The following is a 22,262-nucleotide window of genomic DNA, read 5'->3' on the forward strand; positions in this document are numbered from 1 at the left end:
ATTGGTGGAACAATCAGTAGATCACATATCTCTATGCCTGTCTTATTTTACCCGCCCATTACTGGGGATTCCTCAGCGCCGCAGCGGGTTTTTTTGTTTATGACAACTTATGCTTTCTTGGTTTTCTTCTCAACTTTCACCGCTTTCTCATCGACGAGTTCAGTATTAGCACTCTCTGACTCTGAGAATTCACGGCCGTAGAAGGTATCCAGCATGATTTGTTTCAGTTCAGCGATCAGTGGGTAGCGTGGGTTAGCACCGGTACACTGGTCATCAAAGGCATCGTCTGCCAGTTTATCGACTTTCGCCAGGAAGTCTGCTTCCTGCACGCCCGCTTCACGAATGGATGTTGGGATGCCCAACTGGGTTTTCATCTCTTCCAGCCATGCAAGCAGTTTTTCAATTTTCTGTGCGGTGCGATCACCTTCGGCGCTCAAGCCCAGGTGGTCGGCAATTTCCGCATAACGACGGCGTGCCTGAGGACGGTCATACTGGCTGAAGGCTGTCTGCTTAGTTGGGTTATCATTCGCGTTATAGCGGATGACGTTGCAAATCAGCAGGGCGTTAGCCAGACCATGTGGGATATGGAACTCTGAACCCAATTTATGCGCCATTGAGTGACACACGCCCAGGAAGGCATTAGCAAAGGCGATGCCGGCAATGGTGGCTGCATTGTGCACACGCTCACGCGCAACTGGGTTTTTAGCACCTTCACGATAGCTGGCTGGCAGGTTCTCTTTCAGCAGTTTCAACGCTTGCAGGGCTTGTCCGTCAGAGTACTCGTTGGCCAGAACTGAGACGTAGGCTTCCAGCGAGTGCGTTACGGCATCGAGACCACCGAACGCACAGAGCGAACGCGGCATATCCATGACTAAGTTGGCATCGACAATCGCCATGTCAGGCGTCAGGGCATAATCCGCTAATGGATATTTCTGACCGGTCGCATCGTCGGTAACCACCGCAAACGGAGTCACTTCTGAACCCGTACCGGACGTGGTGGTAATCGCCACCATGCGTGCTTTCACGCCCATTTTCGGGAACTTGTAGATACGTTTACGGATATCCATAAAGCGCAGTGCCAGTTCTTCGAAATGGGTTTCTGGATGTTCGTACATCACCCACATGATTTTCGCGGCATCCATCGGTGAACCACCACCCAAGGCGATAATCACATCCGGTTTGAAGCTGTTCATCTGCTCCGCACCTTTACGCACGATGCTCAGGGTTGGGTCAGCTTCCACTTCAAAGAAGACTTCGGTTTCGATACCGTGAGATTTCAGTACGCGTGTGACCTGATCCGCATAGCCATTGTTGAACAGGAAGCGGTCAGTCACGATAAAGGCGCGTTTTGCACCGTCAGTGGCGACTTCTTCGAGTGCAATTGGCAATGAGCCACGACGGAAGTAAATAGACTTCGGAAGTTTATGCCACAACATATTTTCAGCTCGCTTGGCCACGGTTTTCTTGTTGATGAGATGTTTAGGTCCCACGTTTTCAGAAATGGAGTTACCCCCCCATGAACCACAGCCCAGCGTTAATGATGGCGCAAGTTTGAAGTTGTACAGGTCACCGATACCACCTTGGGAAGCCGGGGTATTAATCAAGATACGTGCCGTCTTCATCTTGTCGCCGAAGTAGTGCACGCGTTCGTGCTGGTTATCCTGGTCAGTGTACAGACAAGAGGTGTGACCGATACCGCCCATGGCAACCAGTTTCTCTGCTTTATCTACCGCATCGTGGTAATCCTTCGCACGGTACATGGCCAGCGTCGGTGACAGTTTTTCATGCGCAAAAGGCTCAGATTCATCAACCAGCTTCACTTCACCAATCAGAATTTTGGTCGAGGTAGGCACGCTAATGCCGGCCAGTTCAGCAATCTTATAAGCAGGTTGACCCACAATGGCGGCGTTAAGTGCGCCGTTTTTCAGGATGATGTCCTGAATCGCTTTCAACTCTTTACCTTGCAGCAGATATCCGCCATGGGTGGCGAAGCGCTCGCGAACGGCATCGTAGACGGAATCGACCACAATGACGGACTGTTCAGACGCACAGATAACGCCGTTGTCGAAGGTTTTGGACATCAGAATAGAAGCAACTGCACGTTTGATATCCGCGGTCTCATCGATCACCACTGGCGTGTTACCGGCACCGACACCAATTGCTGGTTTACCTGAACTGTAGGCAGCTTTCACCATGCCTGGGCCACCGGTGGCCAGAATCAGGTTGATGTCTGGATGGTGCATCAGTTGGTTAGACAGCTCGACAGAAGGCGCGTCAATCCAGCCAATAATATCCTTCGGCGCACCGGCAGCAATGGCCGCCTGCAGCACGATATCCGCTGCTTTGTTGGTGGCGTCTTTGGCACGTGGATGCGGGGAGAAGATAATGCCGTTACGCGTTTTCAGGCTGATGAGTGCTTTAAAGATAGCGGTAGAGGTTGGGTTGGTGGTTGGCACAATACCGCAAATCAGGCCAATCGGCTCGGCGATAGTGATGGTGCCGAAAGTGTCATCGGTGTCTAACACACCGCAGGTTTTCTCATCTTTATAGGCGTTGTAGATGTATTCGGAAGCGAAGTGGTTCTTGATCACTTTGTCTTCAACAATACCCATACCGGATTCGGCAACAGCCATCTTAGCGAGGGGGATGCGGGCATCAGCGGCGGCAAGTGCAGCGGCGCGGAAAATGGTATCAACTTGTTCTTGGCTAAAATTGGCGAATTCACGCTGTGCCTTTTTAACACGCTCAACCAGTGCATTAAGCTCGGCAACATTAGTAACGGCCATAGTACTCTCCTGAAGGAAGTTAAACTCTTTTAGTAAACAAGCCTGAGTTCAGAAGTATAGTCGCGCTATGCTTATACGTTGCTCAGGATGGCGGTGATTTGCCGTTGCTTACTAAAAGGGTTTCCTGGTCAAGAAGCCTGTGTCTCTGTAACAAGTTTCGATGCGGTAAGATTACCCCCGATGAGGTAGCTGAATTTTGATGCAGATCAATTGGCATCCAAGCTGACACCATTCAGCACCCACTTTCGCAACTAAAGTAACTTTCTCGGGGCCTCTGGTCGGGGCGGATTTGATGAAGGACGTGCACTGGACGCTAACAGCAGATAAATAAACTGGATTGTGGCAAAAATGGCAGCATAAATTTCTGCCTGACCTACTGGTTTTTCATCCGGCTTTTGCACTACATTAAGCGCGTTTTTTTAAACACACATTTTCCGGAGCTCACTTTGAATCCCGTGCTACTTGATTTTTCCGGCTATATTAAGTTTTTTGTCGGTCTGTTTGCCTTGGTCAATCCCGTGGGCATCATCCCGGTGTTTATCAGCATGACCAGCTATCAAGCCGCTGCTGAGCGAAATAAAACCAACTTCACGGCGAATCTGGCTGTGGCAATCATTCTCTGGACGTCACTGTTCCTGGGGGATGCGATCCTGCATCTGTTTGGTATCTCTATCGACTCATTCCGTATCGCCGGTGGCATCCTGGTGGTGACCATTGCGATGTCGATGATCAGTGGCAAGCTGGGCGAGGATAAGCAGAACAAGCAGGAGAAGTCAGAGACGGCGATACGTGAGAGCATTGGTGTGGTTCCGTTAGCGTTACCCTTGATGGCCGGACCGGGTGCTATCAGCTCTACTATCGTCTGGAGCACGCGCTATCACAGTTGGCCGAATCTGATCGGTTTTACCATTGCCATTGCCATTTTTGCATTTTGTTGCTGGTTGCTATTCCGTGCGGCGCCCTTAATGGTGCGCGTATTAGGACAAACCGGCATTAACGTCATTACCCGTATAATGGGTTTGCTATTGATGGCGCTGGGAATTGAATTTGTGGTCACCGGAATGAAAGCCATTTTCCCAGGCTTACTCAATTAAAGGGAGGGTTATTTTTCTTCAATAACCCTGCATTGATCCATATTGGTGCAAAAAGAGAATTATTTGCACCAGTTTGGTGAAAATATTCATCTCGCTTAATACAGCCTCTTCAGCATCACTTTTGCTACTATTACTACTCTCATCGCCACTTTTATCACATATCTTTGTGATAATTGTCACAGTGTTTTTTCCTCTAAAGACTGTTATTTGTGAGATTTATATAAGGCTTTAATCGTCATAATTAATTTATTATGCCGTTAAGGCTTGCTAATGCAGATGAATTTCGATTTTGTACTCATGAAAATTGTGCTTGTATAAAACTCCCGCAAATAATGAATTTAACTTATAAATATCATTAAGTTATTTGATTTTTCAGTGTAAAAATTAACACTTTTACTGTGGGCATGTCCGTGATAAAAGAGAATTAGCTAACATTTTTGCTGTTTGGCTTTGGCGTGCGGGCATTTGTTCTGATAATTTTCGGCACATCGCAAATTTTTTATCCGCTGGCGACAAATGAGTACGCTTCTTGCTTACTCGCTAGCGGGTTAATGTTTAGGGTTGATATTTGTTGATGAAAAGCATGGTAGCGAAAAAGGCGGCGCCTTCTCTCCTGGCGCTTTGCTTGTCGGGAATAATTGCAAACAGTCAGGCAGCAGAAGTTACAGCGGGTGTGCCATTGGCAGAAACACAGCGCATTGTAATTAACAATGGCAGTGAAGTCGCCTCGTTAGATCCGCAAAAAACCGAAGGTGTGCCCGAGTCCAATGTGATTCGAAATTTACTGGAAGGATTGGTAGAGACGGATAATAACGGACAAATTGTTCCGGGTGTCGCCTCTTCCTGGCGCAACGACCATGGCCGTATCTGGACGTTTACTTTGCGTGACAATGCTCAGTGGAGCAATGGCGAGCCGGTGACCGCGCAAGATTTCGTTTACAGTTGGCAGCGCCTGGCCGATCCGAAAACGGCATCACCTTATGCCAGTTACCTGCAAGCGGCCCATATCGCCAATATTGATTCTATTCTGGCCGGTAAAGCCTCTCCCACTGAATTGGGCGTCAAGGCGCTGGATGATCATCATCTTCAGGTCACTCTCTCAGAACCCGTTCCCTATTTTATCGACATGCTGGCCCACACCGCGATGAAGCCGGTGTACCGTGCTGCCGTTGAGAAATGGGGTGAGCAATGGACTCAGCCTCAACACTATGTAGGGAATGGTGCCTATACGCTGGCTGATTGGGTGGTCAATGAGAAAATCGTTCTCAAGCGTAATCCGCGTTATTGGGACAACGTGCACACGGTGATTGATGAGGGCATATTACTGCCACTCACGTCTGAAAATAGCGATATTAACCGCTACCGCAGTGGCGGCTCGGATATGACCAATAGCGTCGTGCCGCCAGACTTGTTTAAGAAATTACAACAAGACCTGGGCGAACAGGTAAAAGTCAGCCCACTGCTTTGCACCTTCTACTACGAAATCAACAATAAAAAAGCGCCGTTCACTGATGCCCGCGTGAGAACCGCACTCAAGTTAACTCTCGACCGTGACATCATCGCCGACAAAATCATGGGGCAGGGGCAGATCCCAGCATATGGCCTGACGCCGCCGTTCACGCACGGTATCACGCCTGAGGCGCCAGCCTGGTCGAAGCAGACACAAGCTGATCGCAATGCCAGTGCGAAGCAATTGCTGGCTGAGGCGGGATTCACGGCGCAGCATCCACTGCGGTTTACGTTGCTGTATAACACCTCAGAACAGAATAAACGGCAGGCAATTGCCGCGGCTTCGATGTGGCAGAAAAACCTCGGCGCCGAGGTCACGTTACAGAATCAGGAGTGGAAAACGCTGCTGGAAACGCGCCATCAGGCACAGTACGACGTGGTGCGCGCAACCTGGTGTTCGGATTACAACGAACCCTCCACTTTCCTCAATATGCTGTTGAGTGGGTCATCGATCAATACCGCGTTTTATCATAGCGATACGTTTGACAAATTGATGGCGCAAACCCTGACCGTAACCGATGACGCACAGCGTGCGGCCTTGTATCAGCAAGCTGAAGCCCAGTTGGATAAAGATTCCGCCATCATTCCGGTTTATTACCGGGTGAGCGTGCGTCTGGTGAAGCCTTGGGTAGGCGGTTACACCGGTAAAGATCCGCAGGATATGCTGGCATTGAAATACTATTACATAAAGAAACATTGAGTAATGGGCCGATCCGGCGCTACAGTCGGGCGGCACGTTACTGAAGTAAACCCTGAAGGGTGGTAGTGATCTCTGTTCAGACAGGCAGAGATCTCCCGGAAACGGGGTACGCTGGGCGGTTGACCGACCCGGTGACGATAATAAAACTGGAGCGTAATAATGAACAACATCACGAAAAAAAGCCTGATTGCCGCTGGCGTTCTTGCAGCAATCGGCGCGCTGGCAGGGAATGCCGCGCTGGCAGCGACAGTACCAGCAGGCGTTGAATTGGCAGCAAAACAGGAACTGGTACGTGGCAATGGTGACGAAGTTCAGTCACTTGACCCGCATAAAATTGAAGGTGTGCCGGAAGATAACATCGCGCGTGACCTGTACGAAGGTCTGATCATCAGTGACAGCGATGGTAAGCCAATTCCGGGCGTGGCGGAAAGCTGGGAAAACAAAGATTTCAAAGTCTGGACTTTCCATCTGCGCAAGAACGCCAAATGGTCAAACGGTGAGCCTGTCACCGCACAAGATTTCGTCTACAGCTGGCAGCGTCTGGTCGATCCGAAAACGGCCTCTCCATACGCCAGCTATCCGCAGTACGGCCATATCGAGAACGTTGACGACATCATCGCGGGTAAAAAACCTGTCACTGATTTGGGTGTGAAAGCGCTTGACGATCACACTCTGCAAGTGACCCTGAGTGAGCCAGTGCCTTACTTCTATAAGCTGCTGATCAACTCCGTGATGTCTCCAGTGTATAAGCCTGCTATTGAGAAGTTTGGCGACCAGTGGACCCAGCCACAGAACTGGGTGGGTAACGGTGCATTTAAGCTGGAATCTCACGTGATCAACGAGCGCGTGACCCTCGTGCGTAACCCAGAGTACTGGGATAACGCGCATACCGTGTTGAACAAAGTGACCTTCCTGCCAATCAACTCCGAAGTCAGTGACGTCAACCGTTACTTCTCTGAGAACGGCAGCGACATCACCTATAACAACATGCCGATTGAGCTGTTCAAAAAGCTGCAGCGTGACAACGGCAAAGAGTTGATGGTGAAGCCATACCTCTGCACCTATTACTATGAAATCAATAACCAGAAAGCGCCATTCACCGATCCACGCGTGCGTACTGCACTGAAACTGGGTCTGGATCGTGACATCATGGTCAACAAGGTTCTGGCGCAGGGCCAGCTGCCTGCTTACAGCTTTACCCCTCCGGCTACCGATGGCATGGAACTGTTGCCACCAGACTGGTTCAAATGGGATCAGAACAAGCGTAACGAAGAAGCGAAGAAACTGTTGGCCGAAGCGGGTTATACCGCAGATAAGCCACTGACCTTCAACTTGCTGTATAACACCTCTGATCTGCATAAGAAGTTAGCCATTGCTGCCTCTTCTATTTGGAAGAAAAACATTGGCGTGAACATCAAGCTGGAAAACCAGGAGTGGAAGACCTTCCTGGATACCCGCCATCAGGGCAACTTCGATGTGTCTCGTGCCGCCTGGTGCGCAGACTATAACGAACCGACGTCATTCCTGAACATCATGCTGTCTGACAGCAGCAGTAACACCTCACATTATAAGAGCGCAGACTTCGATAAAGTGATCCACGATGCGGTGAAAGCGGTAGACGATAAAGCCCGTGTTGCGGATTACCAGAAAGCTGAGCAAATCCTGGATAAAGACAGCACCATCGTGCCCGTTTACTACTACGTGAATGCGCGTCTGGTGAAACCGTATGTGGGTGGTTACACCGGCAACGATCCGCTGGATAAAACCCTCGATAAAAACCTGTATATCATTAAACATTAATAGCACTCAGGCTATCGACAGTGGCGGTGCTGCGGCACCGCCTTTTTGACTTTGTGAAGCAACAGCCTGGTAGGTACGGCAATGTTAAAATTCATCCTGCGTCGGCTTCTGGAAGCGATCCCGACGCTCTTTATCTTGATCACCATCTCCTTCTTTATGATGCGACTGGCACCCGGCAGTCCGTTTACCGGCGAGCGTACGCTGTCGCCTGAAGTGATGGCGAATATCGAAGCCAAATATCATCTCAACGATCCCATCGGTAAGCAGTATGTCAGTTATCTGGTACAGCTGGCACATGGCGATTTTGGTCCGTCGTTTAAATACAAAGACTACTCAGTCAACTATTTGGTCGGCCATGCCTTCCCGGTTTCAGCCAAACTGGGCCTGGCCGCGTTTTTCCTGGCGGTAGTGTTGGGGGTAACCGCAGGCGTGATCGCCGCGCTCAAGCAGAATAGCCTGTGGGACTATGCGGTGATGGGGGTCGCCATGACGGGCGTGGTGATACCCAGCTTTGTCGTCGCGCCGCTGCTGGTGTTGGTCTTCGCCATCACCCTGCGCTGGTTGCCAGGCGGCGGCTGGAACGGCGGTCAGTGGAATTATATGTTATTGCCGATGGTGGCATTGTCACTGGCCTACATCGCCAGCATCGCGCGTATTACGCGTGGCTCGATGATTGAAGTGATGCACTCCAACTTTATCCGCACCGCGCGCGCTAAAGGGCTGCCGCTGCGTCGTATTGTATTGCGTCACGCCCTTAAGCCCGCGATGCTCCCTGTGCTCTCCTACATGGGCCCGGCGTTCGTCGGCATCATCACTGGTTCAATGGTGATCGAGTCCATTTATGGTCTGCCGGGTATCGGCCAGCTGTTCGTTAACGGTGCACTAAACCGTGACTACTCGCTGGTGATGAGTCTGACCATTTTGGTCGGCGTGCTGACTATTTTGTTTAATGCGATCGTTGATGTGCTGTACGCCGTGATCGATCCAAAAATCCGTTACTGATGGTGGAGTTCGCCCATGATGTTAAGTAAGAAAAACAGCGAAGCTCTGGATGCCTTCAGTGAAAAACTGGAAGTCGAAGGGCGCAGCCTGTGGCAGGATGCGCGTCGTCGCTTCATCCATAACCGCGCCGCGCTGATCAGCTTGCTGGTGCTGTTAGTGATCACGCTGTTTGTGGTCTTTGCACCGGTATTGTCACAGTTCAAATATGATGACACCGACTGGGGCATGATGTCCGCTGCTCCGGATACGGTATCTGGCCATTGGTTTGGCACGGATTCTTCAGGACGCGATCTGCTGGTACGTGTGGCGATTGGTGGGCGTATCTCACTGATGGTCGGGATTGCCTCCGCGCTGATTGCGGTGCTGGTCGGCACGCTTTATGGCTCGCTGGCGGGTTATCTCGGGGGAAAAATCGACTCCGTGATGATGCGTATCCTGGAAATCCTCAACTCCTTCCCGTTTATGTTCTTCGTGATCCTGCTGGTGACCTTCTTCGGCCGTAATATTCTGCTGATCTTTGTGGCTATCGGGATGGTGTCCTGGCTGGATATGGCGCGTATTGTGCGCGGGCAAACACTGGGTCTGAAGCGCAAAGAGTTTATTGAAGCGGCGCAAGTGGGTGGGGTTTCAACCTTTAATATTGTGCTGCGTCATATTGTGCCGAACGTGTTAGGCGTGGTGGTGGTATATGCCTCGCTGCTGGTGCCAAGCATGATTCTGTTTGAATCCTTCCTCAGCTTCCTGGGGTTGGGTACGCAAGAACCCCTGAGCAGTTGGGGCGCGTTACTCAGTGATGGCGCCAATTCCATGGAAGTCTCGCCATGGTTGCTGATGTTCCCGGCGGGTTTCCTCGTGGTTACGCTGTTCTGTTTTAACTTTATCGGCGATGGCCTGCGTGATGCCCTCGACCCGAAAGATCGTTAAGGAGTTTCCCGATGACTATTCATGAATTTCAGCCAGCCATGGCTGCGCGTGCGGGAAACAGTAACCTGTTGCTGGACGTCAAAGATCTGCGCGTGACCTTTGGTACGCACGACGGTGATGTGACCGCAGTCAACGATCTTAACTTCTCACTGCGTGCAGGGGAAACCCTGGGCATTGTCGGTGAGTCAGGTTCAGGTAAATCGCAAACCGCGTTTGCTTTGATGGGCTTACTGGCGAAAAACGGCCGTATTGGTGGCTCGGCAAAGTTCAACGGCGAAGAGATCCTTAACCTGCCGGAGAACAAACTGAACAAACTGCGTGCCGAGCAGATTGCGATGATTTTCCAGGATCCGATGACCTCGCTTAACCCGTATATGCGCGTGGGCGAGCAGCTGATGGAAGTGCTCAAACTGCATAAAGGCATGAACAGTGCCCAGGCGTTTGAAGAGTCAGTACGCATGCTGGACGCGGTAAAAATGCCGGAAGCGCGTAAACGCATGAAGATGTTCCCGCATGAGTTTTCAGGCGGCATGCGTCAGCGCGTGATGATCGCGATGGCGTTGCTGTGCCGTCCTAAGTTGCTGATTGCGGATGAGCCGACGACGGCGCTGGATGTGACGGTGCAGGCGCAGATCATGACATTACTGAACGAGCTGAAACGCGAATTCAATACTGCCATCATCATGATCACCCACGACCTCGGTGTGGTTGCTGGCATCTGTGACAAAGTGCTGGTGATGTACGCCGGTCGTACCATGGAATACGGTCGCGCGCGCGATGTGTTCTATCAACCAGCGCATCCTTATTCCATCGGCCTGCTGAGCGCCGTACCGCGTCTGGATGCGGAAGAAGGGGAGTCACTGACCACCATTCCTGGCAACCCGCCGAACCTGTTGCGTTTGCCGCAGGGCTGCCCGTTCCAGCCGCGCTGTGCCTATGCTATGGACGTATGCGCGAAATCGCCGCCGCTGGAACCTTTTGCTGAAGGTCGACTGCGTGCCTGCTTCAAACCGGTGGAGGAATTGGTATGAGCACCATCATCGAAGAGAAGAAAGTCTTACTGGAAATTGCCGATCTTAAGGTGCATTTCGAGATCAAAGACGGCAAGCAGTGGTTCTGGCAGCCAGCAAAAACCCTTAAAGCGGTGGATGGCGTCAGCCTGCGTCTTTACGAGGGTGAAACACTTGGCGTGGTAGGTGAGTCGGGTTGCGGTAAATCGACCCTGGCACGTGCCATTATCGGTCTGGTGAAAGCCACTGACGGTCGTGTAGCCTGGCTGGGGCGCGATTTACTGGGGCAAAGTCAGGATGAGTGGCGTCAGGCGCGCAGTGATATCCAGATGATCTTCCAGGACCCGCTGGCCTCGCTAAACCCACGCATGACCATCGGTGACATCATCGCGGAACCGCTGCGCACTTATTATCCGAAGATGCCTAAACAGGAAGTGAAGGATAAGGTGAAGAATATGATGATGAAGGTAGGTCTGTTGCCTAACCTTATCAACCGTTATCCGCACGAGTTTTCAGGTGGACAGTGTCAGCGTATTGGTATTGCCCGTGCACTGATCCTGGAGCCAAAACTGATTATCTGTGATGAGCCAGTGTCGGCGCTGGATGTGTCGATTCAGGCGCAGGTGGTTAACTTGCTGCAAAAGTTGCAGCGTGAGATGGGATTATCACTGATCTTTATCGCGCATGACCTGGCGGTGGTTAAGCACATCTCCGATCGCGTCTTGGTGATGTATCTCGGCCATGCGGTGGAGCTGGGCACGTACGACTCGGTGTACAATAACCCGCAACATCCGTACACCCGTGCGCTGATGTCGGCGGTGCCGATCCCGGATCCCGATCTGGAGAAGAATAAGCAGATCCAGTTGCTGGAAGGGGAGTTGCCTTCACCAATCAATCCACCGTCGGGCTGCGTGTTCCGCACGCGTTGTCCGATTGCCGGGCCGGAATGTGCTAAAACGCGTCCGTTACTGGAGGGCAGTTTCCGCCATGCGGTATCCTGTTTGAAGGTCGACCCGCTTTAAGCTGAAAATAAAAACGCCGGGCAGATGCCCGGCGTTATTTTGATCTTCAGCTGCAGATTATTCACGCCACAGAATGTGGCACAGCTTGTGGTCTTTCTCGCGGCACAGCAACACGCGGGCAAACACATCCGTAATCGGTTCACCGTCTGCTTCACCCAAACCAATCACCACTTCTGCGAAGAAATCTGGGTTGAGATCGAAATCGACATGTTCCTGCCAGTCTTCCGCGGGATCAAACAGCTCTGCGCCGCCGCGTTCTTCAAACTGCAGATTAAACAGAATGATGTCAGCGGGATCAAGATTATCGCCAGCCAGCTCGAGAAAAATGTCGTAAGCCTGTTCCAGCGTTTCATCTTCGGTAAGGCGATTATTTAAATCCATAGTCATTCCTGCTTGCCTGAGGCGGTAATATTTTCGCTCGTTTTACAGTAAAGGACTAAAGAAGTAAAACAGTCGTTCAACGATCCGCTGCCACCACGCACGTTTCGCCCAGCGCGCACCATCCAGCAAGCGTGAACGGGCAATGTAATCATCCTGGACGGTAGCTAAATCGCTGCCAAAGCCATCATCATCGACCACAAGGGTGATTTCAAAATTGAGCCACAGGCTGCGCATATCCAGATTAACGGTCCCGACCAGACTGAGCTGGCCATCGACCAGCACGCTCTTGGTATGCAGTAAACCATCTTCGAACTGGTAAATTTTCACGCCCGCTTCGAGCAGTTCAGTGAAGAAGGCGCGGCTGGCCCATCCGACCAACAAGGAGTCGTTATGGCGAGGCACCACAATGCTGACTTCGACCCCTCGCAGCGCAGCGGTGCAAATGGCATGCAGCAGGTCATCGCTCGGCACGAAGTAGGGTGTGGTCATAATCAGTTGCTCACGCGCGGAATAGACCGCTGTCAGCAACGCCTGATGAATCATGTCTTCAGGGAAACCGGGGCCAGAAGCGATAACCTGAATGATATGACCGCTTTCCTGTTCAAACGGCATGATGTTGGCATCAGGAGCCGGGGGCAGAATGCGCTTGCCGGTTTCGATTTCCCAGTCACAGGCGTAAACAATCCCCATGGTGGTGGCGACAGGGCCTTCCATGCGGGCCATCAAATCAATCCATTGGCCCACGCCCGCATCCTGTTTAAAGAAGCGCGGGTCGACCAGATTCATGCTACCGGTGTAGGCGATGTAGTTATCGATCAATACCACTTTGCGATGTTGACGTAAGTCCATACGACGCAAGAAGACACGCAGCAGGCTAACCTGTAAGGCCTCGACAACATCAATGCCTGCATTGCGCATCATATTGGCCCACGGGCTGCGGAAGAAGGCCACACTGCCGGCGGAATCCAGCATCAGGCGACAATGTACGCCACGACGCGAGGCGGCCATCAGTGATTCGGCCACCTCATCTGCCAGGCCACCTGGTTGCCAGATATAAAACACCATCTCGATATTATGACGTGCCAGCTGGATGTCGCGGATCAGGGCGTGCATCACGTCATCTGAACTGGTCAGGAGTTGCAGCTGGTTGCCTTTAACGCCCGCAATGCCTTGCCGATGGCGGCACAGATCAAACAGCGAGCGTGCAACATCACTGTGCTCTGTGGCAAAGATATGGCGACATTGTTTGAGGTCGTTAAGCCATTTGGCGGTGGAGGGCCACATGGTGCGCGCGCGTTCCGCCCGGCGTTTGCCGAGGTGCAACTCACCAAAAGACAGATACGCGATGATACCCACCAGCGGCAGAATGTAGATGATCAGCAACCAGGCCATTGCAGAGGTCACGGCACGGCGTTTCATCAGAATACGCAGTGTGACACCCGCAATCAGCAACCAGTAGCCAAACAGAAGCAACCAACTGAGAAGGGTATAAAATGTGGTCATTAAGTGGACATCCCGTTCGCGCTTTGATGAGCAAAGTTTACGTGCTGATCCGCACTAGTGAAACCTTTAATCGTGAATGACAGTTCAATGAAGCTTTCGATTTGGCATTTTCAATCAAATCTTTATAATGCCCGGCGAGTTTAGCCTGTCTGAGAGGATGTGATGAAACGAAGCAGAAATGAAGTGGCACGCTGGAGAATGTTACGTCAGGTACACCGCCGTCGTGCTCGCTGGCTTGAAGGGCAGTCACGTCGCTACAAACGTATCCATACCATACGTCATCAGGTGGCGCAGGAACATCGCCGCTCTATTCTGTTCATCAACCAGAATATGTGAAAGGCTTACGCGGCCATCAAGCGCCGCGTAACACCAGAGATACGTTAACAATCTGCAGCGCTGCGGCCAGCACCACCAACATCACTATGTGCTGTTTTGCCTGGCGCCAACCCTGTCGACGCCAGACCCACACCGCTCTGCCAATCAGCGCTAACACGGCGATCAACAGTAAAACCGACTGCCACATCTTTTAAAATACGCGTTTAAACGGTTTGACGGCCACTTTCTCGTACACGCCAGCGGCAATGTAAGGGTCGTCATTGGCCCAGGATTGCGCCGTTTCCAGAGACGAAAACTCAGCAATAATCACTGAACCGGTAAAACCAGCAGGGCCGGGATCGTTGCTGTCGACAGCAGGCATAGGACCCGCGGCGATCAGACGACCTTCATCCTGCAGTAACTGCAAGCGCGCGAGATGCGCAGGGCGTACGGAATTGCGTTTTTCCAGTGAATCTGCGGTATCTTCCGCATAAATGACGTAAAGCACGATGGGGTACTCCCGTTAGACTTGCCGAAATTGCGAGACACGTTAAGTGATCGTTAATCAGAGTGCAAATGAAAGATAATGACACGGGCTCTGAGCGCCATTTGGGTTAAAAAAAGACTTTCTGGTCATCGGTTGCACATCGCTTATTGAAACTGATTGCTATTTGCATTTAAAATCTGTCCTTCACTCAATGAATATGACTGATATGACGACGTTGACTACGCCTCTTCCTGCTCGTACCCCCGTGGCTATGATTTTATCCGTGGTTCTTCACGGTTCGGTTATCGCGGGCATTCTTTATGCATCGTTTCATCAGACCATTGAGGTTCCGAAAGCATCCCAGCCGATCAGCGTGACCATGGTGGCACCCGAAGTACAGCCGGAACCTGCACCGGCCGTGGTCACTCCGCCACCGCCGGAGCCTGAGCCGGAACCTGAAGTCGCGCCAGAACCGCCGAAAGTGGAACCGGTGCCGATTCCCAAGCCTGAGCCGAAGCCAAAACCTAAACCGAAACCAAAGGTAGAGAAGAAGGTCGAGCCGAAGCCGCGCAAAGAAGTGAAACCGCAGGAGAATCCGGTCAAGCAGGATATTCCGACGACGCAGACGCGTCCGACCACAGCGCCGAAAGCCAACCCTGCGCTGACACAAACGGTCTCTGACGGCCCGAAAGCGATGAATGTCAGTAAGCCCGCCTATCCCGCCCGTGCATTCGCACTGCGCGTTGAAGGCCGCGTGCGCGTTCAATTTGATGTAGACAGTGATGGGCGCGTCGATAATGTGGAAATTCTCTCAGCCGAGCCGCGCAACATGTTCGAGCGTGAAGTGAAGCAAGCGATGAAGAAGTGGCGTTATCAGCCGGGTCGACCAGGTAAAGGATTGACGATGAATATCGTGTTCCGTATTAACGGCGGCGCAAACATCGAATAATGTCGCAAGCGGACAAAGAAAAAAGCGGTCGATGACCGCTTTTTTAATGGCATTTATTCAGCCAGGTTCGCTTTTTCCGCAGGTAACGGTCGCGATTTACCTGAGTGATCAACCGCGACATACACGAACACCGCTTCGGTGGCACAGTAGGTTTGACCAATCGGTTCAGACGACACTTTTTTGATCCATACTTCGACGTTGATGGTCATAGAACTGTTGCCGGTGCGGATGCAGCGGGCATAGCAGCTCACAACATCTCCCACAGCCACCGGCTTCAGGAACGACATGCCATCAACACGAACGGTCACCACACGGCCTTCTGCAATCTCCTTGGCCATGATGGCACCGCCCATATCCATCTGTGACATCAACCAGCCGCCAAAGATATCGCCATTGGCATTGGTATCCGCTGGCATCGCCAGGGTGCGCGACACCATCTCGCCTTGCGGCAATTTATGTTTTTCGTCCATTGCTCAATTCTTCTGCAGGTGAAGAGAAGCCCGACAGTGTCGGGCAGGATGGCTTATTTTTGTTCTTGTTGCGGCATCTGTCGCCAGATGTACACGCCGCTTAACAGAGTAAACAGTAGGGTCAGGCCGGTCAGACCGAACACTTTAAAGTTAACCCAAAACTCTTGGGATAACCAAAATGCTACGTAGATATTTACCACACCGCAGGCGAGGAAAAAGATCGCCCATGCCACATTCAGCCGACGCCACACTGCGCCTGGCAGCTGAAGCTCTTTACCCAGCATGGTTTGAATCAGTGGCTGCTTCATAAACCACTGGCTATACAGCAATGCCAGCGCAAACAGGGAATAGATCACGGTGACTTTCCATTTGATGAATTCATCGTTGTGGAACACCAGCGTCAACGTACCGAAAACCGCCACCAGCACAAAGGTGAAGATGGTCATTTTTTCCAGCTTACGGTACAGCACCCAGCTCACGACTAAGGCAAGACCAGTGGCGACGATCAATGCACCAGAGGCGACAAAGATGTCGTACAGCTTGTAGAAGATAAAGAAAACCACCAAGGGAAGAAAATCGAGTAACTGCTTCATAGTGTTTCCAGTCAGGACGGGATCGTTCAGCTAAGGCGCTCCGGGGAGCGCCAGAGTGGTTAACGTAACAACATATAGAGTCGATACAAATAAATAATCAGAATGGCTGACACCATGTTACCCAGCGCATTCATCACCACCGAAGCGATATTGACCGGCAATACGGTGAGTGACGAGACAAGGAACATCAACACAATTTTAGCCAATAACCACAACACGATGGCGGGGGCGATGACTTTCATGTTTTTCCACGCCAGCTTCATGCTGGCGCGCATGGCACCAATGACACCCATTTTCTCACTTACCAGCATGACCGGCGCCAGTGAGAGCAAAATCGCCAAAATCACGCCCGGCACCATGAGTACCATAAAGCCGATCTGCACCAGCAACGTAATGAGGAAGGTCTGCAGCAGCAGTTTCGGCAGCAGGGGCGCTGAGGCGCCAATGGCACGCAGGGCGCTGACACGCTGGCCGTTAGAGACCAACGGGATCAGGCACAACATGCCGCCGAGCAGCAGGGTATTGCCAATCAGGGCGGCAAAGGTGCCAGCAGCCGAAGCGCGCAGCAGGATGCGCTGTTGATCCGGCGACATATTCTGCACCAGCTCAAACAGTGAGGTTGCGCTGTCATCGGCCTGGCTAAGCAGCGATAACTGATCTTCACCTGGCGTTAATGCATGACCGACGATCACCGTAATAAATGACGTCAGCAATGCCATCAGCACAATAGTAACCAGCTGATGGCGCAGAAAATTTCCTGTGTCACGGTATAACGAGCTTGCCGTGATAGACATGTACTCTCCTTGATGGAACCGGGTTAATTAACCTGGCGATTGTACATGTTCTACAGGCAGGCTGGCACCCGCAAACCCATAACTTTCTGTCATTACAGGTAAAGAAGGGTGAAAAAGACCGAAAAGCCCTGAATGCACCTGCATGGGAAAAGGCGGTGTCAGGCGTCAATTTCAGATTTTTTAATTCTCGCGCAAAGCCAAAATTGATCTGAATCAATTCATTGTTTTTTAAGTGATTAATTTGAATTGATACAGATGATCTTTTACTGAAAAAGGGTTAGATCTTGTGCCGCAACCCCATTAAGACCCTATTTTTCGGCAAAGGAGTGAAAATGAAACTGGCAAAATGCGCGCTGCTGATGGCACTGGCGATTCCTCAACTGGCACTGGCTCATGAAGCGGGTGATTTCTTTATGCGCGCCGGTAGCGCGACCGTCCGTCCAACCGAAGGCTCTGATAATGTGCTGGGTATGGGCGGTTTTAACGTCAGCAATGATACCCAGCTTGGCCTAACCTTCACCTACATGGCGACGGACAACATCGGTGTAGAGCTTCTGGCAGCTACACCGTTCCGCCACAAAGTGGGCTTAGGGGCAACCGGAAACCTCGCCACCGTGCGTCAGTTGCCGCCTACGCTGATGGCACAGTATTACTTCTTTGACAGTAAAAGCCCGGTGCGTCCTTACGTGGGCGTGGGTATCAACTACACCACCTTTTACGATGCCAAATTCAATCAGACCGGCCAGGATGCAGGCTTAAGCGACTTAAGCGTTAAAGACTCATGGGGTATCGCCGGTCAGGTGGGGATGGATTATCAAATCAACCGCGACTGGATGCTGAACGCCTCGCTGTGGTACATGGATATTGATACCGAGGTGAAATTCAAAGCGAATGGCGAGCAGCAGAACATCAATACGCGTATCGATCCGTGGGTGTTCTTCTTTGGTGTCGGTTACCGCTTCTAACCTGTGTCAGAAGCAAAACGGGCGACCCAAAGGCCGCCCGTGTGTTGATAACTTCGCTGTTACTTAATCTGCATATTGTTGACGACAGATTTCACCCCTTGCACGCTGCGGGTCACCGTCACTGCACGGTTCGCCATCTGCGGTGAGCTAACAAAACCACTCAACTGCACTTTGCCCTTGAAGGTTTCGACGTTGATCTCTGTCGATTTCAGGGAATCGTCATTCAGCAACTGGGCTTTGACTTTGGTGGTAATCACCGTGTCATCAATGTAACCCCCGGTCCCTTCCTGTGTAGCGGTTGGCGCACAAGCGCTGAGTGTCAGCGCCATAACTGCAGCCATCAAAAATCCTGCAACGACTTTGAAAAAATTCATTGGTTATCTCCCTGTCTTAGATGGTGTTTCACCGCAACGAGACGGTGCAATTAATTGTGGTCTGACCTGGGCAAATCAGCAAATCGCGGAGTGTGAAAAAGTTTAAAAAACGTAACGAAGGGGGAGTGTGGAGAAAGGCCTTATCTGTGAATGCTGATAAGGCCTATAAAGCTTAGCGAGTGCCGGCTTTCAGATCGCTGACAAAGGCTTTCAGTTCAGCCAGCAGCGTCGTGGGATCGTTCTGGTTGCGTTCGATGATTTTGACGATAGCAGAACCGGAAATCGCACCCGCTGCGCCTGCGGCTATCGCTTCTTTGACCTGGCTCGCTTCTGAGATGCCAAAGCCCTGCAACGGCGGGGCTGCATGGTATTCGCTCAATTTCGCGATCAGGTGATGCAGTGGCTGACTGGCGCGATTTTCAGCCCCTGTAACACCAGCACGTGACAGCAGGTAAGTGTAACCACGGCCGTGTGAGGCAATCTCACGCAGCAAGTCATCATCCGCGTTTGGCGGGCAGATGAAGATCGGTGCGACGTTATGACGCATCGCCGCCTGACGGAACGGGGCGGACTCTTCGATCGGTACATCGGCAACTAAAACAGAATCGACGCCCACTGCTTCACATTGCGCATAGAAGTTGTCGATGCCTTTGCTAAACACCAGGTTGGCATACATCAGCAAACCAATCGGTAGCTCAGGGTATTTCTGGCGTACAGCGGCCAGAATCTCGAAGCATTGCGCGACGGTGGTGCCAGAGGCGAATGCACGTAAGGTCGCGCTTTGAATGGTAGGGCCGTCAGCCAACGGGTCGGAGAACGGAATACCCAGTTCTAACGCATCTGCACCGCCTTCAACGAGGGTATCAATAATTTTCAGCGACAATTCCGGAGAGGGATCACCGATCGTGACGAAAGGTACAAATGCCCCTTCTTTTTTCGCCGACAGGCGTTGAAACAGCTGATTATAACGCTCCATCAGATCTCTCCCTTAGCTTTCAAAATATCGTGAACGGTGAAGATGTCTTTGTCGCCGCGGCCAGACAGGTTAACCACCAGCAACTGCTCTTTTTCTGGGTTTTCGCGGATCATTTTCAGGGCGTGTGCCAGTGCGTGTGAGGACTCCAGCGCGGGAATAATCCCTTCAGCGCGGCACAGTTCTTTAAAAGCAGACAGCGCTTCGTCATCGGTAATCGACACGTACTCAGCGCGACCAATGCTATTCAGATGTGCGTGCTGCGGCCCCACTGAAGGGAAATCAAGACCAGCAGAAATCGAGTAAGACTCCTCAATCTGTCCCTCTTCCGTTTGCATCATCGGGGCTTTCATTCCGAAGTAGATGCCAACGCGACCGTGTTTCAATGGCGCACCGTGCTCACCCGTTTCGATACCGTGACCTGCCGGTTCAACGCCGATCAAACCAACGCTGGTTTCATCAATAAAGTCGGCAAACATACCGATAGCATTTGAACCGCCGCCGACACAGGCCAGCACGGCGTCAGGTAAACGTCCTTCGCGCTCAAGAATCTGTGCTTTGGTTTCCTCACCAATCATGCGTTGGAATTCACGCACGATGGTTGGGAAGGGGTGCGGACCTGCCGCCGTGCCAAGCATGTAGTGCGCCGTCTCATAACTGCCAGACCAGTCACGCAGTGCTTCGTTACAGGCATCCTTCAGCGTCGCGGAGCCACTGTGCACCGGGATCACTTCCGCACCCATCAGGCGCATACGGAACACGTTCGGTGACTGGCGCTCAACGTCTTTTGCACCCATATAAATACGGCACTTCATGCCCAGCAGGGCGCACGCCAGTGCAGAAGCGACACCGTGCTGGCCAGCGCCCGTCTCAGCAATGATCTCATTCTTGCCCATACGTTTAGCGAGCAGCGCCTGACCCAATACCTGGTTGGTCTTGTGCGCACCGCCGTGCAGTAAATCTTCTCGCTTGAGGTAGAGGCGGGTTTTGGTGCCTTTGGTCAGGTTACTGCACAAGGTCAGTGCGGTCGGACGACCGGCATAGTTTTTCAGCAGGTCGGTGAATTCCGCCTGGAATTCAGGGTCACGCTGGGCTTCCACAAATGCATTTTCTAACTGACGCAGAGCTGGCATCAGAATTTGCGGAACATATTGACCGCCAAACTCGCCAAAATAGGGATTCAATAACGTGGTCATCTTTTCATCTTCCTTATTCGGTCCGCTCAAAGGCGGACTCGCGAAATTAATAGGCGCGCAGCGTGCGGAATACCGCCGCGACTTTACTGGCATCTTTGATGCCTGGCGCGGATTCCACACCGGAGTTGAAGTCCAGACCGGCGCAGCCGAGTTGTGCGGCTTCAACGCAGTTGTCGGCACTTAACCCACCTGCCAGCAGCACATTGTTCAGGTCTTCACCCTGCAGCAATGACCAGTCAAAACGCTGTCCGGTACCGCCTTGGCCATTATCAAACACGTAACGATCAACGTGCGGCCAATCGCGTGCTGGAAGGCTGTTGCTGATGCTCAGCGCCTTCCAAATTTTCACCTCTTCAGGCAGTGCGCTGCGCAACTCTGCGACAAACGCTTTGTCTTCATCACCGTGAAGTTGTACGGCAGCAAGATGCAGTGATGTCGCTTGAGTGACAATGTCACTGATACTGTTGTTACGGAACACGCCAACGTACTTCAGGGGCGCAGCCGCAATCAGGGTTTGTGCTTGTGTGGTACTGACTTTGCGCGGCGAACCTTCAGCAAAGATCACGCCGCCATAAATGGCACCGGCTTCGTGCGCACTGCGTGCATCTTCAGGGCGGGTCAGACCGCACACTTTGTTGTCACCCATCAGAACACGGCGTACGCCAGCGTTCAGATCGGCTTCTTCCATCAGCGCAGAACCAATCAAGAAGCCATTGGCGAAGTGGCTCAGCTCACGCACCTGGGCGTAATTGTGAATACCGGACTCGCTGATCACCGTCACACCGTGGCCCAAACGCGGTGCCAGTTGGCGGGTGCGGTTGAGGTCGATGGACAAATCACGCAGATCGCGGTTATTGATGCCCACCACTTTCGCTTCCAGCGCAATGGCGCGCTCCAGCTCTTCTTCATTGCTCACTTCTGTCAGCACGCCCATCTTCAGGCTGTGGGCGACGGCCGCGAGTTGCTGATACTGCTCATCATCCAGCACCGACAGCATCAGCAGGATGGCGTCAGCCTGATAATGGCGAGCGAGGTAAATCTGGTAAGGATCGATGATAAAGTCTTTGCACAGCACCGGTTGCGTGATCGCCGCACTGACAATCGGCAGGAATTCAAAGTCACCCTGGAAATACTTTTCATCCGTTAACACAGAAACGGCGGAGGCATAATGGCGATACACGCCGGCAATGGTTGCAGGATCAAAATCTTCGCGAATCAGCCCCTTTGACGGAGACGCCTTTTTGCATTCAAGGATGAATACTGTGCGTGTGCCACGCAAGGCATCGTAAAAGTGACGTCCCGCCGGCTGCAAGCTGCTCTGGAAGGTGGCCAGCGGCTGCTGCGCCTTACGTGCTTCTACCCAAACGGCTTTGTCCTGAACAATTTTCTCTAAAACAGTGCCCTTAATGCTCATC

23 protein-coding genes and 1 pseudogene are annotated in these 22,262 nt (G+C 52.0%); 10 read left to right on the forward strand and 14 right to left on the reverse strand.

Annotation, left to right across the window (positions count from 1 at the left end; genetic code table 11):
- Positions 1-107: 107 nt before the first annotated feature.
- Entirely contained in the window at positions 108-2,786 is a 2,679-nt protein-coding gene (gene adhE, locus QMZ30_RS13605) for a bifunctional acetaldehyde-CoA/alcohol dehydrogenase (protein ID WP_283227784.1), read from the reverse strand.
- A gap of 446 nt (positions 2,787-3,232) precedes the next feature.
- Between adhE and QMZ30_RS13610 the strand changes: the two genes are divergently transcribed.
- Positions 3,233-3,880, forward strand: a complete 648-nt coding sequence (locus QMZ30_RS13610; RefSeq protein ID WP_039334607.1) for a YchE family NAAT transporter — start codon at positions 3,233-3,235, stop codon at positions 3,878-3,880.
- Between the two features lie 18 nt (positions 3,881-3,898).
- On the opposite strand, the gene QMZ30_RS13615 is transcribed toward QMZ30_RS13610, so the two are convergent.
- Entirely contained in the window at positions 3,899-4,060 is a 162-nt protein-coding gene (locus QMZ30_RS13615; RefSeq protein WP_283227785.1) for a hypothetical protein, read from the reverse strand.
- Positions 4,061-4,454: 394 nt separating this feature from the next.
- Between QMZ30_RS13615 and QMZ30_RS13620 the strand changes: the two genes are divergently transcribed.
- The 6 genes from QMZ30_RS13620 to oppF all read left to right on the forward strand — a co-directional run bounded on the left by QMZ30_RS13620 (position 4,455) and on the right by oppF (position 11,847).
- Complete coding sequence (locus tag QMZ30_RS13620; protein WP_283227786.1) at positions 4,455-6,089, forward strand: ABC transporter substrate-binding protein; 1,635 nt, start codon at positions 4,455-4,457, stop codon at positions 6,087-6,089.
- A gap of 159 nt (positions 6,090-6,248) precedes the next feature.
- Positions 6,249-7,889, forward strand: coding sequence for an oligopeptide ABC transporter substrate-binding protein OppA (oppA, locus tag QMZ30_RS13625; protein ID WP_283227787.1), 1,641 nt, complete (start codon positions 6,249-6,251; stop codon positions 7,887-7,889).
- An 81-nt stretch (positions 7,890-7,970) separates the two neighbouring features.
- Positions 7,971-8,891, forward strand: coding sequence for an oligopeptide ABC transporter permease OppB (gene oppB / locus QMZ30_RS13630; RefSeq protein ID WP_039334612.1), 921 nt, complete (start codon positions 7,971-7,973; stop codon positions 8,889-8,891).
- A gap of 15 nt (positions 8,892-8,906) precedes the next feature.
- Entirely contained in the window at positions 8,907-9,815 is a 909-nt protein-coding gene (oppC, locus tag QMZ30_RS13635; RefSeq protein WP_039334614.1) for an oligopeptide ABC transporter permease OppC, read from the forward strand.
- An 11-nt stretch (positions 9,816-9,826) separates the two neighbouring features.
- Positions 9,827-10,846: an ABC transporter ATP-binding protein gene (locus QMZ30_RS13640; RefSeq protein WP_039334616.1), complete on the forward strand. Its 1,020-nt coding sequence runs from the start codon at positions 9,827-9,829 to the stop codon at positions 10,844-10,846.
- Positions 10,843-11,847: a murein tripeptide/oligopeptide ABC transporter ATP binding protein OppF gene (oppF, locus tag QMZ30_RS13645; RefSeq protein ID WP_058969947.1), complete on the forward strand. Its 1,005-nt coding sequence runs from the start codon at positions 10,843-10,845 to the stop codon at positions 11,845-11,847. Before QMZ30_RS13640 ends, oppF begins: the two co-directional genes overlap by 4 nt.
- Before the next feature lie 57 nt (positions 11,848-11,904).
- Here the strand turns inward: oppF and QMZ30_RS13650 are convergent, their stop codons facing one another.
- A complete protein-coding gene (locus QMZ30_RS13650) occupies positions 11,905-12,234 on the reverse strand; it encodes an HI1450 family dsDNA-mimic protein (protein WP_196761379.1) in 330 nt (109 codons plus the stop codon).
- Positions 12,235-12,270: 36 nt separating this feature from the next.
- Positions 12,271-13,731, reverse strand: coding sequence for a cardiolipin synthase (gene cls / locus QMZ30_RS13655; RefSeq protein WP_039334624.1), 1,461 nt, complete (start codon positions 13,729-13,731; stop codon positions 12,271-12,273).
- Positions 13,732-13,893: 162 nt separating this feature from the next.
- Here cls and QMZ30_RS13660 point away from each other — a divergent pair, with 162 nt between their 5' ends.
- On the forward strand, positions 13,894-14,067 hold the full coding sequence (locus QMZ30_RS13660; protein ID WP_153011410.1) for a YciY family protein: 174 nt from the start codon (positions 13,894-13,896) through the stop codon (positions 14,065-14,067).
- A 16-nt stretch (positions 14,068-14,083) separates the two neighbouring features.
- Here QMZ30_RS13660 and QMZ30_RS13665 read toward each other — a convergent pair whose 3' ends face one another.
- Both QMZ30_RS13665 and QMZ30_RS13670 read right to left on the reverse strand, forming a co-directional pair.
- Entirely contained in the window at positions 14,084-14,254 is a 171-nt protein-coding gene (locus QMZ30_RS13665) for a hypothetical protein (protein ID WP_283227788.1), read from the reverse strand.
- Between the two features lie 3 nt (positions 14,255-14,257).
- Positions 14,258-14,554, reverse strand: coding sequence for a YciI family protein (locus QMZ30_RS13670; protein ID WP_034828845.1), 297 nt, complete (start codon positions 14,552-14,554; stop codon positions 14,258-14,260).
- Positions 14,555-14,759: 205 nt separating this feature from the next.
- Between QMZ30_RS13670 and tonB the strand changes: the two genes are divergently transcribed.
- The gene (tonB, locus tag QMZ30_RS13675) at positions 14,760-15,482 is read left to right on the forward strand and encodes a TonB system transport protein TonB (RefSeq protein ID WP_283227789.1); all 723 of its coding nucleotides are present in this window, start codon (positions 14,760-14,762) and stop codon (positions 15,480-15,482) included.
- A 53-nt stretch (positions 15,483-15,535) separates the two neighbouring features.
- Here tonB and yciA read toward each other — a convergent pair whose 3' ends face one another.
- The 4 genes and pseudogenes from yciA to QMZ30_RS13695 form a co-directional block, all read right to left on the reverse strand.
- The gene (gene yciA, locus QMZ30_RS13680; RefSeq protein WP_058969946.1) at positions 15,536-15,952 is read right to left on the reverse strand and encodes an acyl-CoA thioester hydrolase YciA; all 417 of its coding nucleotides are present in this window, start codon (positions 15,950-15,952) and stop codon (positions 15,536-15,538) included.
- Between the two features lie 53 nt (positions 15,953-16,005).
- On the reverse strand, positions 16,006-16,545 hold the full coding sequence (locus QMZ30_RS13685; protein WP_039334633.1) for a septation protein A: 540 nt from the start codon (positions 16,543-16,545) through the stop codon (positions 16,006-16,008).
- A 59-nt stretch (positions 16,546-16,604) separates the two neighbouring features.
- A complete protein-coding gene (locus tag QMZ30_RS13690) occupies positions 16,605-17,339 on the reverse strand; it encodes a YciC family protein (RefSeq protein ID WP_283227790.1) in 735 nt (244 codons plus the stop codon).
- Positions 17,340-17,366: 27 nt separating this feature from the next.
- Positions 17,367-17,468: pseudogene (locus tag QMZ30_RS13695) on the reverse strand (YkgJ family cysteine cluster protein); the annotation flags it as partial.
- A gap of 203 nt (positions 17,469-17,671) precedes the next feature.
- On the opposite strand from QMZ30_RS13695, the gene ompW reads away from it, so the two are divergent.
- Positions 17,672-18,304 (forward strand): outer membrane protein OmpW, encoded by a 633-nt coding sequence (ompW, locus tag QMZ30_RS13700; protein ID WP_039334637.1) that lies wholly within the window; start codon positions 17,672-17,674, stop codon positions 18,302-18,304.
- A 59-nt stretch (positions 18,305-18,363) separates the two neighbouring features.
- On the opposite strand, the gene QMZ30_RS13705 is transcribed toward ompW, so the two are convergent.
- The 4 genes from QMZ30_RS13705 to trpCF form a co-directional block, all read right to left on the reverse strand.
- A complete protein-coding gene (locus QMZ30_RS13705) occupies positions 18,364-18,678 on the reverse strand; it encodes a BON domain-containing protein (RefSeq protein ID WP_039334640.1) in 315 nt (104 codons plus the stop codon).
- 172 nt (positions 18,679-18,850) lie between these two features.
- Positions 18,851-19,654 (reverse strand): tryptophan synthase subunit alpha, encoded by an 804-nt coding sequence (trpA, locus tag QMZ30_RS13710; RefSeq protein WP_283227791.1) that lies wholly within the window; start codon positions 19,652-19,654, stop codon positions 18,851-18,853.
- A complete protein-coding gene (gene trpB / locus QMZ30_RS13715) occupies positions 19,654-20,847 on the reverse strand; it encodes a tryptophan synthase subunit beta (RefSeq protein ID WP_039334646.1) in 1,194 nt (397 codons plus the stop codon). Before trpB ends, trpA begins: the two co-directional genes overlap by 1 nt.
- Before the next feature lie 46 nt (positions 20,848-20,893).
- Positions 20,894-22,261: a bifunctional indole-3-glycerol-phosphate synthase TrpC/phosphoribosylanthranilate isomerase TrpF gene (gene trpCF / locus QMZ30_RS13720; protein ID WP_283227792.1), complete on the reverse strand. Its 1,368-nt coding sequence runs from the start codon at positions 22,259-22,261 to the stop codon at positions 20,894-20,896.
- Between the last annotated feature and the right edge of the window lies 1 nt (position 22,262).

The organism is Pantoea sp. EA-12, from assembly GCF_030053355.1.
Classification (GTDB): domain Bacteria; phylum Pseudomonadota; class Gammaproteobacteria; order Enterobacterales; family Enterobacteriaceae; genus Pantoea; species Pantoea vagans_C.

Bases quoted from the DNA above. Each gene is read 5' to 3' on its own strand.
- cls (WP_039334624.1), bottom strand. From the start codon at position 13,731: ATGACCACATTTTATACCCTTCTCAGTTGGTTGCTTCTGTTTGGCTAC.
- QMZ30_RS13685 (WP_039334633.1), bottom strand. From the start codon at position 16,545: ATGAAGCAGTTACTCGATTTTCTTCCCTTGGTGGTTTTCTTTATCTTC.
- QMZ30_RS13705 (WP_039334640.1), bottom strand. From the start codon at position 18,678: ATGAATTTTTTCAAAGTCGTTGCAGGATTTTTGATGGCTGCAGTTATG.
- oppA (WP_283227787.1), top strand. From the start codon at position 6,249: ATGAACAACATCACGAAAAAAAGCCTGATTGCCGCTGGCGTTCTTGCA.
- QMZ30_RS13665 (WP_283227788.1), bottom strand. From the start codon at position 14,254: ATGTGGCAGTCGGTTTTACTGTTGATCGCCGTGTTAGCGCTGATTGGC.
- oppB (WP_039334612.1), top strand. From the start codon at position 7,971: ATGTTAAAATTCATCCTGCGTCGGCTTCTGGAAGCGATCCCGACGCTC.
- trpA (WP_283227791.1), bottom strand. From the start codon at position 19,654: ATGGAGCGTTATAATCAGCTGTTTCAACGCCTGTCGGCGAAAAAAGAA.
- ompW (WP_039334637.1), top strand. From the start codon at position 17,672: ATGAAACTGGCAAAATGCGCGCTGCTGATGGCACTGGCGATTCCTCAA.
- QMZ30_RS13660 (WP_153011410.1), top strand. From the start codon at position 13,894: ATGAAACGAAGCAGAAATGAAGTGGCACGCTGGAGAATGTTACGTCAG.
- adhE (WP_283227784.1), bottom strand. From the start codon at position 2,786: ATGGCCGTTACTAATGTTGCCGAGCTTAATGCACTGGTTGAGCGTGTT.
- QMZ30_RS13640 (WP_039334616.1), top strand. From the start codon at position 9,827: ATGACTATTCATGAATTTCAGCCAGCCATGGCTGCGCGTGCGGGAAAC.
- oppC (WP_039334614.1), top strand. From the start codon at position 8,907: ATGATGTTAAGTAAGAAAAACAGCGAAGCTCTGGATGCCTTCAGTGAA.
- trpCF (WP_283227792.1), bottom strand. From the start codon at position 22,261: ATGAGCATTAAGGGCACTGTTTTAGAGAAAATTGTTCAGGACAAAGCC.
- oppF (WP_058969947.1), top strand. From the start codon at position 10,843: ATGAGCACCATCATCGAAGAGAAGAAAGTCTTACTGGAAATTGCCGAT.
- tonB (WP_283227789.1), top strand. From the start codon at position 14,760: ATGACGACGTTGACTACGCCTCTTCCTGCTCGTACCCCCGTGGCTATG.
- QMZ30_RS13620 (WP_283227786.1), top strand. From the start codon at position 4,455: ATGAAAAGCATGGTAGCGAAAAAGGCGGCGCCTTCTCTCCTGGCGCTT.
- yciA (WP_058969946.1), bottom strand. From the start codon at position 15,952: ATGGACGAAAAACATAAATTGCCGCAAGGCGAGATGGTGTCGCGCACC.
- QMZ30_RS13650 (WP_196761379.1), bottom strand. From the start codon at position 12,234: ATGACTATGGATTTAAATAATCGCCTTACCGAAGATGAAACGCTGGAA.
- QMZ30_RS13690 (WP_283227790.1), bottom strand. From the start codon at position 17,339: ATGTCTATCACGGCAAGCTCGTTATACCGTGACACAGGAAATTTTCTG.
- trpB (WP_039334646.1), bottom strand. From the start codon at position 20,847: ATGACCACGTTATTGAATCCCTATTTTGGCGAGTTTGGCGGTCAATAT.